The sequence below is a fragment of the Bacillus sp. FSL K6-1560 genome, assembly GCF_038592935.1.
In the GTDB taxonomy this organism is placed as follows: Bacteria; Bacillota; Bacilli; order Bacillales; family Bacillaceae; genus Bacillus; species Bacillus subtilis.
Genome location: NZ_CP151946.1, coordinates 4156074 through 4173237, shown reverse-complemented (window position 1 = coordinate 4173237; position 17164 = coordinate 4156074). Strand labels below are relative to the sequence as shown.

Annotated in this window: 13 protein-coding genes; 12 read left to right on the top strand and 1 reads right to left on the bottom strand. The window is 41.3% G+C overall.

Features of this window, described 5'->3' with window-relative positions; genetic code table 11:
- Positions 1-37: 37 nt before the first annotated feature.
- The 9 genes from NYE22_RS22155 (at position 38) to NYE22_RS22115 (ending at position 7317) form a co-directional block, all read left to right on the top strand.
- Entirely contained in the window at positions 38-487 is a 450-nt protein-coding gene (locus tag NYE22_RS22155) for a hypothetical protein (protein ID WP_163135994.1), read from the top strand.
- A gap of 10 nt (positions 488-497) precedes the next feature.
- Entirely contained in the window at positions 498-749 is a 252-nt protein-coding gene (locus NYE22_RS22150) for a hypothetical protein (protein ID WP_163135992.1), read from the top strand.
- A gap of 83 nt (positions 750-832) precedes the next feature.
- Positions 833-1219, top strand: coding sequence for a hypothetical protein (locus NYE22_RS22145; protein ID WP_163135990.1), 387 nt, complete (start codon positions 833-835; stop codon positions 1217-1219).
- 153 nt (positions 1220-1372) lie between these two features.
- Positions 1373-1636: a hypothetical protein gene (locus NYE22_RS22140; RefSeq protein ID WP_014665973.1), complete on the top strand. Its 264-nt coding sequence runs from the start codon at positions 1373-1375 to the stop codon at positions 1634-1636.
- Positions 1637-2352: 716 nt separating this feature from the next.
- The gene (locus tag NYE22_RS22135; RefSeq protein WP_276354381.1) at positions 2353-2670 is read left to right on the top strand and encodes a hypothetical protein; all 318 of its coding nucleotides are present in this window, start codon (positions 2353-2355) and stop codon (positions 2668-2670) included.
- Between the two features lie 36 nt (positions 2671-2706).
- Complete coding sequence (locus tag NYE22_RS22130; protein WP_124072585.1) at positions 2707-3171, top strand: DUF2247 family protein; 465 nt, start codon at positions 2707-2709, stop codon at positions 3169-3171.
- A gap of 336 nt (positions 3172-3507) precedes the next feature.
- Positions 3508-5337, top strand: a complete 1830-nt coding sequence (bglP, locus tag NYE22_RS22125) for a PTS beta-glucoside transporter subunit IIABC (protein ID WP_276354378.1) — start codon at positions 3508-3510, stop codon at positions 5335-5337.
- A gap of 21 nt (positions 5338-5358) precedes the next feature.
- Complete coding sequence (bglH, locus tag NYE22_RS22120) at positions 5359-6768, top strand: aryl-phospho-beta-d-glucosidase (protein ID WP_342412186.1); 1410 nt, start codon at positions 5359-5361, stop codon at positions 6766-6768.
- Positions 6769-6870: 102 nt separating this feature from the next.
- On the top strand, positions 6871-7317 hold the full coding sequence (locus tag NYE22_RS22115) for a universal stress protein (protein WP_003227162.1): 447 nt from the start codon (positions 6871-6873) through the stop codon (positions 7315-7317).
- Between the two features lie 33 nt (positions 7318-7350).
- On the opposite strand, the gene NYE22_RS22110 is transcribed toward NYE22_RS22115, so the two are convergent.
- The gene (locus NYE22_RS22110; protein ID WP_103330309.1) at positions 7351-8082 is read right to left on the bottom strand and encodes a 2OG-Fe dioxygenase family protein; all 732 of its coding nucleotides are present in this window, start codon (positions 8080-8082) and stop codon (positions 7351-7353) included.
- A 167-nt stretch (positions 8083-8249) separates the two neighbouring features.
- Here NYE22_RS22110 and NYE22_RS22105 point away from each other — a divergent pair, with 167 nt between their 5' ends.
- The 3 genes from NYE22_RS22105 to wapA all read left to right on the top strand — a co-directional run bounded on the left by NYE22_RS22105 (position 8250) and on the right by wapA (position 17156).
- Positions 8250-8993, top strand: coding sequence for an SDR family oxidoreductase (locus tag NYE22_RS22105; RefSeq protein ID WP_342412185.1), 744 nt, complete (start codon positions 8250-8252; stop codon positions 8991-8993).
- Between the two features lie 67 nt (positions 8994-9060).
- Positions 9061-9996: a DMT family transporter gene (locus NYE22_RS22100; protein ID WP_342412798.1), complete on the top strand. Its 936-nt coding sequence runs from the start codon at positions 9061-9063 to the stop codon at positions 9994-9996.
- A 164-nt stretch (positions 9997-10160) separates the two neighbouring features.
- A complete protein-coding gene (gene wapA / locus NYE22_RS22095) occupies positions 10161-17156 on the top strand; it encodes a tRNA nuclease WapA (RefSeq protein ID WP_342412184.1) in 6996 nt (2331 codons plus the stop codon).
- Positions 17157-17164: the final 8 nt, after the last annotated feature.

Genomic DNA, 17164 nt, shown 5'->3' with positions numbered 1-17164 from the left:
CATCTACCGGTGAATAAGAAATAACGGAGATAGTATATTGCTCAAATATAAATATGCAATTGAATATATAGATGATTATGATGAAGTCATTTTGGATTTGGAAAAAGAGAAAATACTTAAAAATGGTTACCTTATTAGTAATTCGTTAGGATCTGATATATTTAGTGATTTCGATAGCATAAAGGAAGAAATTGATCAATTATTAAAAGTATTGTCTGGGGAATTACCAATATTCGAAAGTGGCGGGAATTTAAATTTAATTAGTTCTGATAAACATAAAACAGTGATTGAAGATATTTTCGCAGATGAAGATGAAGGAGATTGTATATGCACAATAGAGACGGTGGAATATACCAAGATCATTTTAATCTGGGCAAAAGAAAGTATTAAGTACAAAAACAAAAGAGGCGTTCTATCAGCAGAAGAAGCTGATGAAAGAATAGGTTGGATAAAAGAAAAGTGGAGTGAATTGAATTTTACTAATTGAGGAATAAACAGTGGCGGTATACATTTTATTACTAAAAGAATATGAAGATAATGAAACTGTGGTTTACAAATTGGGGCCTCATGAAAATACTATGGGCAAAATGAAATTAAATAAAATAATTAGGAAGTTTTCAGAGTTAGAAGAAATTCCTGATAAAGATCTCCCGTCAACATTTTATTTTGATCTAGCTGTACAAAGATTAGCAGTTTGTTTAGAAAGAGAAGAGGTTGTATTTCCAGAAAAAACGGCTTTTGAGTCTTAGCAATAATAAAACCTTGATTGGCAACACCCCCTTTCAAGGTGTTAAGCTGTATTCAATATAATAAAAAACAAAGAGGTTCTCCTATGATATATAATGCATTTGTTAAAGGGCTTGATTCACATATAGAAGAGGAAGTGATTCTCGAAATAGAAGGGATAGAATTTACAGGTTTTTCTTCTGTCTGTCCTTATGAAATTGAAGTAGGGAAAAAATATCCTGTGTTAGTTGGTTTTACGATTTTGGATGAGTTAGTTATTCGTGAAAGTATAGAAAAAACAAAAGAATTAGAACAAATTGGTTTAGGATATCAATATTATATTAGGGGAATTTTGCAAGAGGATTCAATTGATGCTGGAATCGTTCTTACTGATGAAGATGAGTATTTTTCTGAATATCCTTATTTAATTGGGAAAAATGTTGAGATGAAGGTTGACAGGATAAGTATAGAATTTTTAAGGGAGGCTGTTTAAATATAAAAAGTAAAATGATTATAAAAATGGAAACTTAAATTTTTTTATGAGAAGGCTTTGTTCTTGGACATAATCAGAAAAAATTATGAAGGAAACCTTGATTGACACTGCCATAAATAATAGCTGAAGAAATACATAAGGTGATTGTAGAGAGTGAAGAAGATAGATGAGAAATTTTTATTGAGAAAAATAAATGAATCATTATTAATCATTCAGATTGTTTTGCCCCTAGCAGGAATAGTTCTAACTATCACGACAATATGGTTAGCAAATACCAATCAAGTTAACGATATAGAGTTATATGTAATTGCTGGTTTTTCATATGGTGTATTTTTCTTTTTGTTCCCTTTAGGTATTTATATATTTAGGAAAAGAATACTTATAAAAAAATTAAATGATTTAGACGGATATCAATAAGTTTCTAATACGTGAACGTACAGTCTAAGAGCCATTGGGTTGAAAAAAATCTATTCAAGAAAGTCATCCGGGAATAGGGTTTGAAACTATTATTAGAAGGTCATTTGAAATTATGTTAAAAACATTAGAATGTAGAGATAAAAAGCCTATGAAAGTAGAATTTGATGTCTATACACCAATTAATATAAAATTTGGAAATTAGGATATATCAGAAGATAAAACGGTATACTGGAGAACCGGAGATTTTAAAAAATCATTAATCGAAATAGGATTTGCACAAAAAACAGGAGAAATTCGTTCTATTACATTAAATCTGTGTGAAAGTGTTTATAAATCTAAAGAATGGAATATTGAAAACATTGAACCAATAAAAGGAGTTCCTGTTCTTAGCGTAGACCGACAACAGAATGAAACGTATATCGATGAAAAAGGAATATTAAACGTATATATAACAGATAAGACAGTTTATATTCAATTTTCAGCTCATGAGATAGAATCTCTTATAGAAAATAATCACGTATTATTTTGTTTGGATTGTGATGACAATATTTGTGGTGTCATTATAAACGATGTAGGAGATAATGAAATCAACATATTAGAACAGGCATTAAAATAATAATAAAAGAAAAACCTTGAAGGGTGAACCTTTCAAGGTTTTTGACAATTATCATCTTTTTCTAGCAACAACAAATAAAAAGTTAAGGGGCAGTTTAAAAATGTTCACTACTTACAATGAATATGATTTATTAGAACTATTTGAAAGTGAGCCAATAAGCGTGGTGAGTGATCCCCTTGCAGAAATATTCATGTACTCTATCCAAGATATGAAAGGCTTTAAACTGATTCTGACAATGGATGTATACGCTTTGGAGTGCAATCTAAGTCTCACCTTCAATGAGTTGCTTGTTTTTGAATCTAAGTTTATAAATGTTACTCAATTAAAGAGATGTAATTCTGATCTATTTATATATATTCATAACGAACCAAAGGTAAAGGTTATATTTAAAAAGCAACTTGGAATTATTTTTGTTTAATGACATATATGAAAGCAAGGATGTTAGAAATTAAAAATCGCTTTAAATACTTTCAAAGTACATCATGTAAATGACGATTGGAAAACTCTTTACGTTGGGTTGAAGCAAGGGTGGATAAACAAAATTGAAGTAATGAATTATGCTGTTGAATATTTGATGAACCATCCCGGTGTACAACAAGAAGAAATTCTAGAACTGGCTTGGGGAGACAAGGATGATATTGAAGAAGCCATTTTGAATATATTACGAGTTGAAGAAAATAGTTTCTATGCTATTGAAAAAAGAAAATGGAGATATGTTATTCTTCTTGAAGTAAAATCAAAGTATAGTGATCATGGAATTGAACTTTTGAGCAAGCTTGCGGAAGTTTATGCAGATATGAATTACCCTGAAGATATGGCGGGTTTTATTCATTATCATCCTTTTAATAACGGGTGTAACTCGCATTTACATTCCTATGAAAAAAATATAAATAGATTATGCAATTTCAAGATTTTTTAGTAAGGAAAAAACAAAATATACAAAATGGCTTACCGTTATAAAAAATAGTCCTTATTGAGCAATCACCTTAGTCAACACCAAAAATGAAAGCGTTGACATCCCGAGAATCTAGTGCTAAAGCATACCTACAAACAAATACAGCGACCCGTCAGGATTGTTACTGCGAAAGCAGGCAAAACCTAAATGGTGCAGGTGCAGGAGGAGACTCTCGCAATCTGTGTCATTTAGGTTTTTTTTATTCTCTTTTAGGAGGTGATGCAGCATTTGATAGAAAAAAAGCTGGTGAAAGGCGGCCACCTTTCATCCAGCAGTCCCCCATAAAAAGGAGGTATACACATGGATTATGATAAATTATCGAAGGACATATTACAACTCGTAGGCGGTGAAGACAACGTTCAGCGCGTGATCCACTGCATGACGAGGCTGCGTTTTAATCTTCATGACAACGCGAAGGCGGATCGCAGTCAGCTGGAGCAGTTGCCTGGAGTGATGGGCACCAATATCAGCGGCGAGCAGTTTCAAATCATTATCGGAAACGATGTGCCGAAGGTGTATCAGGCGATTGTGCGGCACAGCAATCTCAGTGATGAAAAGAGCGCTGGTTCATCCTCTCAGAAAAAGAATGTGCTGAGTGCGGTCTTTGATGTGATTTCTGGTGTGTTTACCCCGATTCTGCCTGCGATTGCGGGAGCGGGGATCATCAAAGGGCTTGTTGCGCTGGCAGTTACGTTTGGCTGGATGGCGGAGAAGAGCCAGGTTCATGTCATTTTGACGGCTGTCGGTGACGGCGCGTTCTACTTCCTGCCGCTCCTGCTAGCGATGAGTGCGGCGAGAACATTCGGAAGCAACCCGTACGTCGCGGCTGCCATTGCGGCGGCGATCCTGCATCCGGATTTGACAGCCCTGCTCGGTGCGGGGAAACCGATTTCCTTTATCGGGCTTCCTGTAACCGCTGCCACTTATTCGTCAACGGTCATCCCGATTTTGCTGGCGATTTGGATTGCTTCGTACGTAGAAAAATGGATTGACCGTTTTACACACGCATCTCTCAAATTGATTGTGGTTCCGACATTCACGCTATTGATTGTCGTGCCGCTGACATTGATTACAGTCGGTCCGCTTGGCGCTATTTTAGGAGAATACTTGTCTTCTGGGGTCAATTATTTGTTTGATCATGCAGGGCTTGTGGCGATGATTTTGCTGGCGGGTACATTCTCTTTAATCATTATGACGGGCATGCACTATGCCTTTGTGCCGATCATGATCAACAACATCGCTCAAAACGGCCACGATTATTTACTGCCGGCTATGTTTTTGGCGAATATGGGGCAGGCGGGAGCATCATTTGCCGTCTTCCTTCGCTCCAGAAACAAAAAATTTAAATCACTTGCGCTTACCACAAGCATCACGGCGCTGATGGGGATTACAGAACCTGCGATGTACGGCGTGAATATGCGATTGAAAAAGCCGTTTGCGGCCGCTTTGATTGGCGGTGCAGCCGGTGGCGCGTTTTACGGCATGACGGGTGTTGCTTCCTATATCGTCGGGGGGAATGCAGGTCTCCCGAGCATCCCTGTCTTTATCGGCCCAACGTTTATTTACGCGATGATCGGCCTTGTGATTGCGTTTGCGGCGGGAACAGCAGCTGCGTATTTGCTTGGATTCGAGGATGTGTCTTCTGACGGCAGCCAGCAGCCGGCAGTGCATGAGGGCAGCAGAGAGATCATTCACAGCCCGATTAAGGGAGAAGTGAAAGCCTTAAGTGAAGTCAAAGACGGAGTGTTTTCTGCCGGGATCATGGGAAAAGGATTTGCCATTGAGCCTGAAGAAGGAGAAGTTGTGTCGCCTGTTCGTGGAAGCGTTACCACCGTTTTTAAAACAAAACACGCAATTGGCATTACGAGTGATCAGGGAGCTGAAATACTCATACACATTGGATTGGACACGGTAAAGCTGGAGGGACAATGGTTCACGGCTCACGTCAAAGAAGGCGACAAGGTCGCACCGGGAGATCCGCTCGTGTCCTTTGATCTGGAGCAAATCAAAGCCGCGGGATATGACGTCATTACCCCGGTGATTGTGACCAACACAGACCAATATTCGTTTTCGCCGGTGAAAGAGATCGGTAAAGTGCAGCCAAAAGAAGCGCTGCTTGCTTTATCTTAAAAAACTGATGGGGTGATCAATATGAGTTCAAATGCAAAACAATTTCCAGAAGGATTTTTATGGGGCGGCGCAGTTGCTGCCAACCAAGTGGAGGGTGCTTATAACGAGGGTGGTAAGGGGCTTTCGACAGCTGACGTATCGCCGAACGGGATCATGTCTCCATTTGATGAATCAATGACTTCCTTGAATCTGTATCACAACGGGATTGACTTTTATCATCGTTATAAAGAGGATATCGCCTTATTTGCAGAAATGGGATTTAAGGCGTTCCGCACATCGATTGCGTGGACGAGAATTTTTCCGAATGGCGATGAAGAGGAGCCCAATGAAGACGGTCTCAGATTTTATGATGATCTGTTTGATGAGCTGTTAAAGCATCATATTGAGCCTGTCGTAACCATCTCTCATTATGAAATGCCGCTCGGTTTAGTGAAAAATTATGGCGGCTGGAAGAATCGCAAAGTCATAGAGTTTTATGAACGCTATGCCAAAACGGTTTTCAAACGCTATCAACACAAAGTGAAGTATTGGATGACGTTTAATGAAATTAACGTAGTGCTCCATGCGCCATTTACCGGAGGCGGTCTTGTTTTTGAAGAAGGAGAAAACAAATTAAACGCGATGTACCAGGCGGCACACCACCAATTTGTGGCCAGTGCTCTTGCTGTCAAAGCGGGTCACGACATCATTCCTGATTCGAAAATCGGCTGTATGATAGCGGCAACGACAACCTATCCGATGACTTCTAAGCCGGAGGATGTCTTCGCGGCAATGGAGAATGAGCGCAAAACACTTTTCTTCTCAGATGTTCAGGCAAGAGGCGCATACCCGGGATATATGAAACGCTATCTGGCAGAAAACAATATTGAAATTGAAATGGCTGAAGGCGATGAAGAGCTCTTGAAAGAACATACTGTGGATTATATTGGATTCAGCTACTACATGTCGATGGCGGCGAGCACAGATCCGGAAGAGCTTGCAAAATCAGGGGGCAACCTGCTGGGCGGAGTCAAAAACCCTTACCTCAAATCATCAGAATGGGGCTGGCAAATTGATCCAAAAGGCTTGCGCATCACGCTCAACACCTTATACGACCGTTATCAGAAGCCGCTGTTCATCGTTGAAAACGGCCTTGGCGCTGTAGACAAGGTTGAAGAGGACGGCACGATTCAGGACGATTACAGAATCAACTATCTGCGTGATCATTTATTTGAAGCGCGCGAAGCCATTGCGGACGGCGTTGAATTAATCGGATACACATCATGGGGGCCAATTGACCTTGTCAGCGCATCTACTGCGGAAATGAAAAAACGCTACGGTTTCATTTATGTGGACAGGGACAATGAAGGAAATGGAACATTTAACCGCATCAAGAAAAAAAGCTTCAACTGGTATCAGCAGGTTATCGCCACAAACGGAGAGAGTCTCTGACAAATTTTTGAAAACTCATGCACTTCAATTGACAATAACGAAATGCAGACGGACAATAAAAGAGAAAGATGAACCACCCACAGTCCGAAAGGCGGGAAGAGCATGTTTAACAAAATGTTAGTAGCGATTGACGGATCAGACATGAGTGCAAAAGCGCTTGATGCCGCAGTGCATTTGGCAAAAGAGCAGCAAGCGGAACTAAGCATTCTTCATGTGGGGAGAGAAGCCGTCGTCACGACTTCTTCTCTGACGGGAATTGTCTATGTGCCTGAACACTTTATTGATGAAATCAGGAACGAGGTTAAAAAAGAGGGCCTGAAAATCCTTGAAAATGCAAAAGAAAAAGCAGCCGAAAAAGGCGTTCAAGCTGAAACCATTTACGCGAATGGCGAGCCGGCGCATGAGATACTAAATCACGCAAAAGAGAAAGGCGTCAGCCTGATCGTAGTCGGCAGCCGTGGCATCAGCGGCCTGAAAGAAATGATGCTTGGAAGCGTCAGCCATAAAGTGTCTCAATTATCAACATGCCCGGTTTTGATTGTTCGATAGATTTGTAAAAAAAGCGCCCAAGGGCGCTTTTTTTTATCTATTAGAAAATGTAACTAATAATATATCTCGATGCGCGCCATCTGCATTGGCAGTGCCGACCGGTGTAACCGCATGAAAGACCTTTTGCCCGAGAGCAAGTGTCTCAAGCGGGTCTGTCAGCCGCAGCACTTTATCAATTTGCTTAACAGACGGAGCAATTAAGTTATCTCCTCCGATAGCATCTTCGCTCAGCTGAAATAGATGGACGAAAACAAGCGGTTCATCGTCACGATGCAGCCAAATGGGTGAGCTGTATGAAGGCGCGTCAGGTGTCACTTGATATCTGACTTGGTGAAGCCCGACGATCACTTCTTTCTCCCAATCTACAAAATCGGTTTGGCGAGCCATTTCTACATTTGAATGTATCATGTGCCGCGTTACAGGATGCTGTAGAAACTCATCTGATATTTTTTCAAATTGTCTGACGATACCGCCATCATCATAATTATATTCTTTTGATTGGAAATATCCATTATCCGGATCTAATTCAAGAGTGTCGGAGTGAGGAGCCAAAATGTAGCGGGAATGCGCTCTGTAACGGCCGCCTCCTTTAGGATCAGCTTTCAAATCATCATATGTAAGCTGTAGTTCGCGGACTGCAGCGTCCGTTGTTTTCTGCTGATAGAAATCTGCTGGGATATACGAATAGCCGTTTTCCTTTAAAAAAGAAGCATATTTAGAAATATCGGATGTCAACTCTTTTTGTACGTTTGAAACTTGAACCATATGAATCTCTCCTTAAAAAGTAGATGATTTTTTTAGTAATTTCCTGTATGATAGAAAATGTGGAAAATAGAGGATGTAGTGCAATGCTAAATTATTTGTAATATATTGTCAAATAATAATATTCAGATTATTACAAATTACCAAAATGAAAAAAGGCAGAATGTAAAATGATGAAGAAAAAGAATATAATGATAACTGGGGCAAATAGCGGAATCGGCTTTGCGGCGGTAAAGCAATTTCTAACAGAAGGCTTTCGAGTCGTTGGAGTGGATATTCAAACGAATAAAATGTCAGAATTTATAGTAAACAGTGACTTTTACATGGATAAAGCAGACTTGTCTGATGTCCGGCAGGCGGAATCTTTGATGCCAAAGCTTGAACAAAGCCAATTGATTCCGGACATCTTAATCAATGCAGCAGGGATAAGGGAAATCACCCCTGTTCTTGAATTATCGGCAGAATCATTCAAAAAGGTCATAGACATTAACCTCACGGCCGCCTTTATTCTTTCTCGGGACGCGGCAAGGCTGTGGTCAAAGCTGGGGAAACAAGGCTGTATAATCAACATCGCCTCTGTGTCCGGGCTGATGGCAGAGCCTGCGCGGGCTGCCTATGTGTCTTCCAAGCATGCGGTCATCGGAATGACGAAGCAGCTCGCTATGGAATTCGGATCAAAGGGGATCAGGGTGAATAGCATTTCACCGGGCGTGATCCAAACAGAATTAACGGAAGAGTATTTTCAAGACGATGAAATGGTTCAGCTGATCAAGGATAACCATGCCCTTCATACGTGGGGGCAGCCGAGTGATATCGTTTCCTGTATGAAGTATTTGGCTTCTGATGAGGCGCACTTTATTACAGGTTCAAACTTTGTCATAGACGGCGGCTGGACGGCCGGCAAGAAACTATAAAAAAAGGAAAAGCACCTTGCAGTTGGGGTGCTTTTCCCTATACATAATTGGAGGTAGAATACGCTTGATGCAGCAAGATCTCTCAATCACACCAAAACAAAAATCAACAGCCGTAATCAAAATGGTCATCTCTATGGTGATTTTCGGCTCCATCGGCTTTTTCTCAGAGCATACCAATCTGCCGTCATTTGAATTGGTCTTTGTCCGCTGCCTTTGCGCGACGCTGTTTTTAGGCCTTTGCTGGCTGGCGTCCGGCCAGTATAAAACTGAAAAATGGAGCAAGAGAGACGTGCTGCAAACATTGGCGTGCGGTTTCTTTCTTGTATTCAACTGGGTGTTCTTATTTAAGTCTTTTGAAGAAACGTCCGTTACAATTGCCATCTCCGTTTATCATCTAGCGCCGGTGCTTGTTCTTCTTCTGGGTAGCTTCCTCTACAGAGAGAAATTAAATGTGATCTCCGTCAGCTCCATTATCATCTGCTTTCTGGGAACTGCGCTGATTTCCGGGATTAACGGCAGCACTTCATTGACACAGCTGATGGGATCAGGGATCATATGGGCAGTTCTCGCCGCACTGTTTTATGCGTTCACCACTTTATTGGGAAAAGGCATTCACAATCTCAGTCCTTACACGACCACCTTCTTGCAGACGGGTTTAGGGGTTATCATCCTGATTCCGTTTATTCACTTTGGCGCTTTTGCTGACCTATCTCAGGGAAACTGGATTATGGTGGTATCTACCGGCATCATCCATACGGGTATTGTATATTTGTTGTTTTTTGACAGTTTGCGATTTTTATCAACGAAATTTATTTCAATCATTGTATTTCTCGACCCCGCTGTCGCGATCGTGCTAGATACCGTCTTCACAGGCTTCCGCCCTGACCTCTATCAAACGCTTGGCATCATGCTGATCTTTGCGGGTATGGCCTTGACGCTTGTCAGGAGGCAGGGGAAGGCGAATGTGGCAGCTGAGGGTACGGATATTGAACAAATGCAATAATGGAAAATGTAAAAAGGCCTATGGGGCCTTTTTTTGTTTTAGGTCAATTGACTCTCGCTAATCCTTAAAATAAGATAAATTTTCTAGAAAAATATTGTAATAATATTTCAGTCTAGTTAAGATTATTGAGTGAATATTACTTTTATTACAAAAGGAGAGAGAAAATGAAAAAAAGAAAGAGGCGAAACTTTAAAAGGTTCATAGCAGCATTTTTAGTGTTGGCTTTAATCATTTCATTAGTGCCAGCCGATGTACTAGCAAAATCCACAGAAGAAGAGAATGGAAATCGTATTGCTGCCGATGATCCAGAAGAAACTCTTCAGAAAGAACAAACTGAGGAAGCTGTACCTTTTGATCCAAAAGATATAAACAAAGAGGGTGAGATCACCTCTGAAAGAACAGAAAATACAAAACTCTATTATGAAGGTGACGGTGTCTATAAACAGGAAGTATATCTTGATCCTATTCATACAAAGGAAACACCTGATGCCGACTGGGAAGACATTTCTCCTGAGTTAAAAGAGTCGACAAGCAAACAAGTCGAGACAGAGAACGCCATTTTGAATTCAGATTTTCAAAAGCAAATGAAGAACGGGCTTTACGCGACTTTTGAGCATAATGACCATAAGGTTACATATTCACTTGTAGAAGCGAAAGGCCCGAATAAAACTTCACTTACTCCGAAAGATACCTCAGCAGATTATAAGACTGACAGTAATGAGATTGTGTATCCGGATGTGTTTCCGAATATTGCTCTTCAGACTTTCACATTCAATGAAAACATAAAAGAAGATTTAGTCCTTCATCAGTATAATGGATACAACACATTTACATTTCAGTTAAAAACCGATTTGCAGGCTAAAGAACAAGAGGATGGATCCATTGATTTTTCTGATGAAAAAGGAAAAGTTGTTTTTTCTGTGCCTAAGCCTTTTATGACGGATTCAAAACTAGATGAGCTTTCCGGCGAGGTTGAACGGTCAGACAAAGTCAGCTATAAGCTGGAAAAGAATGAAGAAGGGTATTTGCTTCATCTTACGGCTGACGAGAACTGGCTGAAAGACCCAGAACGCGTATATCCAGTATCTATCGACCCGTCAACTTCTTTATCTGTTTCATCGGATACGTTTGTCATGAGTGCCTACCCGACGACGAACTATTCGGCCTCCTCACAAAAATGGGATGCTAATTTAAAGGCCTATGTACTGAAAACGGGCTATTATGACAAAACAACAGGCACAAACTATGCGTTCATGAAATTTAACAACCTAAAGCCAATTCAAAATATGACTGTCACTAAAGCTACATTAAAAACATACGTAGCCCATTCCTATTATGGAACAAAGGCAACCGGGCTTTGGCTGGATACGGTCAACAGCAATTATGATAATGCAAAAGTGACATGGAACACCAAACCGGCATCTAAAAATATCGGAAAAGCCGACGTCCATAAAGGACAGTGGGCGAGTTATGATGTGACCGCTGCTGTAAAGTCATGGAACACCGGCGGGGCCAACTATGGATTTAAGCTTCATACAAACGGAAACGGTAAGGAATACTGGAAAAAACTAATTTCTTCAGCGAACTCCGCCAATAAACCGTATATTGAAGTGACGTATACCATACCAAAGGGAAACACCCCTACAATTAAAGCCTATCACAATGGTGATTCCACTGGTTATTTCGATATCAGCTGGAAAAAGGTTGAAGGTGCGAAAGGGTATAAGGTATGGATTTACAATGGTAAAGAATATCAAGCGATTTCTACAGGCAACGTCACGTCGTGGAGCACAAAAGGGAAAAAAATCTGGCCTACGAGCGCAGAAATTGCTTCCAAGAGATATAAACTGCATCTGGACGGCAAGGACGGAGCCGAATTGGCACTAGACCCATCCCCGGTCTATAAGAACTCCGGCGGAAGCTATGCCACAAGCAAAAACTATTGGATTGGCGTCAGTGCAATATTTGACCAAGGTGAAGGAGCGATGTCCGCACCGGCAAAGCCCGTTATCCCTAATGTAGGAAAAGCACAAGCACCATCAGCAAAGGGCTACAATAATGGGAATGCCACAGGATACTTCGACCTTTCTTGGAAAGCTGTATCCGGTGCAACCGGCTATAAGGTTCAGGTGTTCAATGGGAAAGGCTTTGAGACACTTGATCTCGGAAATCAGACGTCTTGGACCACAAAAGGGAAAAAGATCTGGCCGACAAGTGCAGAAATCAAGGCGGGAAAATATGCTCTTCACCTAAAGGACGGAAGCGGAGCAGAGCTGCCGATCAATCCTGGACCAACCTATAAAAACGCCGGGGGAGATGGAGCCAAAAAAAATTACTCGTTTAAAATTATCGCATACAACAAAGACGGCGAAGCCATTGCATCCCCGGCTGCTAACCCGGCACTTCCTGATATCGCTAGGCCAAAGAATGTAACTGGCTATTTGTATACAAATACAAAATCGAGTCAAACGGGTTATGTGAATTTGATATGGGAAAAGGTTCAAAATGCGAAGGGCTATAAAGTTAACATTTACAACGGTAAAGAATATCAGTCCTTTGATGTTGGTGATGCTGATCATTGGACAACCCAAAATAAAAACATCTGGCCGACTTCTGAGGAAATCAAAGCCGGAAGCTATAAGCTTCATACAGATGGAAAAGGCGGGGAATTAGCCCTCGATCCATCACCTGTCTATAACAATGCAAATGGGAATTACAAAGGGAAGAAGAATTATTCTTTCACGCTTGTCGCCTATGATGCGAATGGTGAAACGATTCCAACGGCGCCCTTTAACCCAACGTTCCATGAAGGCGCAGAATTCCTAGGTACAGAAGAGTACTGGTCTATCATTGATATCCCAAGCGGCCAGTTAAATGGTGCGACAGGCAATGTCATTGTGAATGAAGAAGATTTGTCAATTGACGGACGCGGTCCGGGACTTGGCTTATCGAGAACCTACAACAGTCTTGACAGCTCTGATCATTTATTTGGGCAAGGCTGGTATGCTGATGCAGAAACATCTGTCATCTCAACGGATGGCGGGGCAATGTATATCGATGAAGACGCTACGACACATCGATTCACGAAAAAAGCCGATGGCACGTATCAGCCGCCGACCGGTGTATATCTTGAATTAACAGAAACAACTGATCAGTTCATATTAAAAACAAAGGATCAAACCAACGCTTATTTCAATAAAAAAGGCGGCAAACTCCAAAAGGTAGTGGATGGCCACAACAATGCAACTGTCTATACTTACAATGACAAAAATCAACTGACCGCCATTACAGATGCATCAGGCCGCAAGCTTACATTTACCTATGATGAAAACGGCCATGTGACGTCCATCACCGGACCTAAGAATAAGAAAGTCACCTACTCATATGAGAATGATTTGCTGAAGAAGGTTACAGATACAGACGGGACTGTCACAAGCTATGACTACGATAGCGAAGGGCGCCTTGTCAAACAGTATTCAGCCAACAGTACCGAAGCAAAGCCTGTCTTTACCGAATATCAGTATAATGGACACCGTCTTGATAAAGCGATTAACGCTAAGAAAGAAACATATGTCTATAGCTATGATGCTGATAAAAAGACGCTTCTCATGACACAGCCGAATGGCCGGAAAGTACAGTACGGCTATAATGAAGCGGGAAATCCGATTCAGGTCATTGATGATGCGGAAGGGTTAAAAATTACAACGAATACAAAGTATGAAGGCAACAATGTTGTAGAAGATGTCGATCCAAACGACGTCGGCACCGGAAAAGCAACGGAAAGCTATCAATATGACAAAGATGGCAACGTTACGTCTGTTAAAGACGCATATGGAACTGAGACATACGAATACAACAAAAACAACGATGTCACAAAAATGAAGGATACCGAGGGCAATGTCACGGATATTGCTTATGACGGACTGGATGCTGTATCCGAAACCGATCAGAGTGGAAAATCATCGTCAGCAGCCGTTTATGATAAATACGGAAATCAGATTCAATCCAGCAAAGATTTATCAGCTTCAACTAATATTTTGAAAGATGGAAGCTTTGAAGCGCAAAAATCCGGCTGGAATCTGACTGCTTCTAAAGACAGCGGCAAAATCTCAATTATCACCGATAAAAGCGGGGTTCTTTCCGGATCAAAGGCATTGGAAGTCTTGAGCCAATCAACGTCTGCCGGAACAGATCATGGGTATTCGTCAGCAACACAAACAGTTGAGCTGGAGCCGAATACAACCTATACATTAAGCGGGAAAATCAAAACAGATCTTGCGAAATCAAGAGCCTACTTTAACATTGATTTGCGAGACAAAGATCAAAAACGGATTCAATGGATTCACAATGAATACAGTGCATTAGCCGGAAAAAATGACTGGACAAAACGGCAAATCACTTTTACGACTCCAGCAAATGCAGGAAAAGCTGTTGTGTATATGGAAGTTGATCATAAAGATAAAGATGGCAAAGGAAAAGCATGGTTCGATGAAGTCCAGCTGGAAAAAGGCGAAGTATCGTCAAGCTATAACCCAGTTCAAAACAGCAGTTTCACAACAGCAACGGAAAGCTGGAATGTAAGCGGGGCATCCGTTGATTCTGAAGAAGGCTTTAATGATGATGTATCATTAAAAGCTGCCCGGACCAGTGCGTCCCAAGCCGGATCAGTAACAAAACAAACCGTTGTCTTAGGGCAAAGCGCAAACGACAAACCAGTTTATCTCACACTGACAGGCATGTCGAAAGCAAGCAGCGTCAAATTTACAGATGAAAAAGACTATTCTCTGCAGGCTAATGTCACTTACTCGGACGGCAGCACAGGCGTATACAATGCGAAATTCCCTTCTGGAACACAGGAATGGAACCGCGCAGCTGTGGTTATACCAAAAACAAAGCCGATTAATAAAGTCGATATCAGCATACTGTTCCAAAAGAGCGCAACAGGAACAGCGTGGTTTGATGATATCCGTCTGATTGAAGGAAGCCTTCTAACAAAAAGCACGTATGACAGCAATGGAAACTATGTGACCAAGGAAGAAGATGAACTAGGATACTCTACTTCAACTGATTATGATGAAACTGGTAAGAAAACGTCTGAAACGGATGCAAAAGGTGAAAAAACAACCTATACGTATGATCAGGCAGACCAATTGACAAACATGACGCTCTCCAACGGCACGTCTATCCTTCACAGCTATGATAAGGAAGGCAATGAGGTAAGCAAAACCATCCGGGCGGGAGCAGATCAAACCTATAAATATGAATATGATGTCATGGGCAAGCTTGTCAAAACAACTGACCCTCTCGGCAATGTGCTAGCAAGCGAATATGATGCCAACAGCAATCTGACCAAAACCATTTCACCGAATGGCAACGAAGTATCTCTTTCTTATGATGGAACAGACCGGGTGAAATCAAAGTCGTATAACGGTATAGAAAAGTACAATTTCACGTATGACAAAAATGAAAATGAAACGTCGGTCGTTAATAAAGAGCAGAACACCACAAAGAAACGGACATTTGACAATAAAAACCGTTTAACCGAATTGACTGACCGCGGCGGCAGTCAAACTTGGACATATCCTAGTGACTCCGATAAGCTGAAAACCTTCTCGTGGACTCATGGGGACCAAAAAGGAACGAATCAATTTACGTATAACAAGCTGGATCAAATGATTGAGATGAAAGACAGTACATCTTCATATTCATTTGATTATGATGAAAATGGCAACGTCCAAACCTTTATTACGGGCAACGGCGGCGGAACAAGTTTTTCATATGACGAAAGAAACCTTGTAAGCTCGCTGCATATCGGTGACAAAAACGGCGGAAGCATTCTGACGGAAAGCTATGAATATGATGCCAACGGCAATCGCACAACGATAAACAGCTCAGCAAGCGGCAAGGTGCAATATGAGTATGGGAAGCTGAATCAGCTTGTCAAAGAAACCCATGAAGACGGTACTGTCATTGAATACACATATGATGGATTCGGGAACCGGAAAACCGTTACAACTGTAAAAGACGGCTCAAGCAAAACGGTGAACGCTTCCTTCAACATCATGAACCAGCTGACAAAAGTCAATGATGAAAGCATCTCCTACGATAAAAACGGCAACCGCACATCCGACGGCAAATTCACATATACGTGGGATGCAGAAGATAACCTGACCGCCGTTACCAAAAAAGGCGAAGACAAGCCATTCGCAACATATAAGTATGACGAAAAAGGAAACAGAATCCAAAAAACCGTCAACGGAAAAGTCACGAACTACTTCTACGACGGAGACAGCTTGAACGTCCTGTATGAAACAGACGCGGACAACAACGTCACAAAATCATACACGTACGGAGACAGCGGCCAGCTGTTATCCTACACAGAAAATGGTAAGAAATATTTCTATCACTACAACGCTCACGGCGACATCATCGCGATCTCAGACAGCACCGGAAAAACGGTTGCAAAATATCAATACGATGCGTGGGGAAATCCAACAAAAACCGAAGCAAGCGATGAAGTGAAAGATAACCGTTACCGCTACGCAGGCTACCAATACGACGAAGAAACCGGCCTGTACTACCTCATGGCCCGCTACTACGAGCCAAGAAACGGCGTGTTCCTATCGCTCGACCCAGACCCGGGCAGCGACGGCGACTCATTGGATCAGAATGGGTATGCTTATGGAAATAATAACCCAGTGATGAATGTTGATCCTGATGGGCATCTAGTCTGGTTAGCTATAAATGCTGGCTTTGCAGCTTATGACGGATATAAGGCATACAAGTCAGGAAAGGGCTGGAAACATGTAGTAGGTGCTGCTGCTCTAGGTTTTGTTGGTGGAGCAAGAATAAAAGCAGCAAGTCGATTGTATAAAGCGGCACATTCTGTTTATGTATTAAAAAAAGGAAAGAAAGTTGTTTATGTCGGAAGAACCAAAAATTTGAAAAGAAGAGCTGCCGTCCATAAAAAAAACCATCCAGATGCGCGAATGGTAAAAAAAAGAGGAGGATTAACATATGCGCAAGCAAGAGGATTAGAGCATCGATATTATTTAAAATATGGCGGTAAGAAAAAACTTAGGAATAAAATTAGACCAATAAGTCGTAAAAATAAGAAATATAAATATTATATGAGTTCCTCAAGAAGATTTTATAGGTAGAGAAAGGA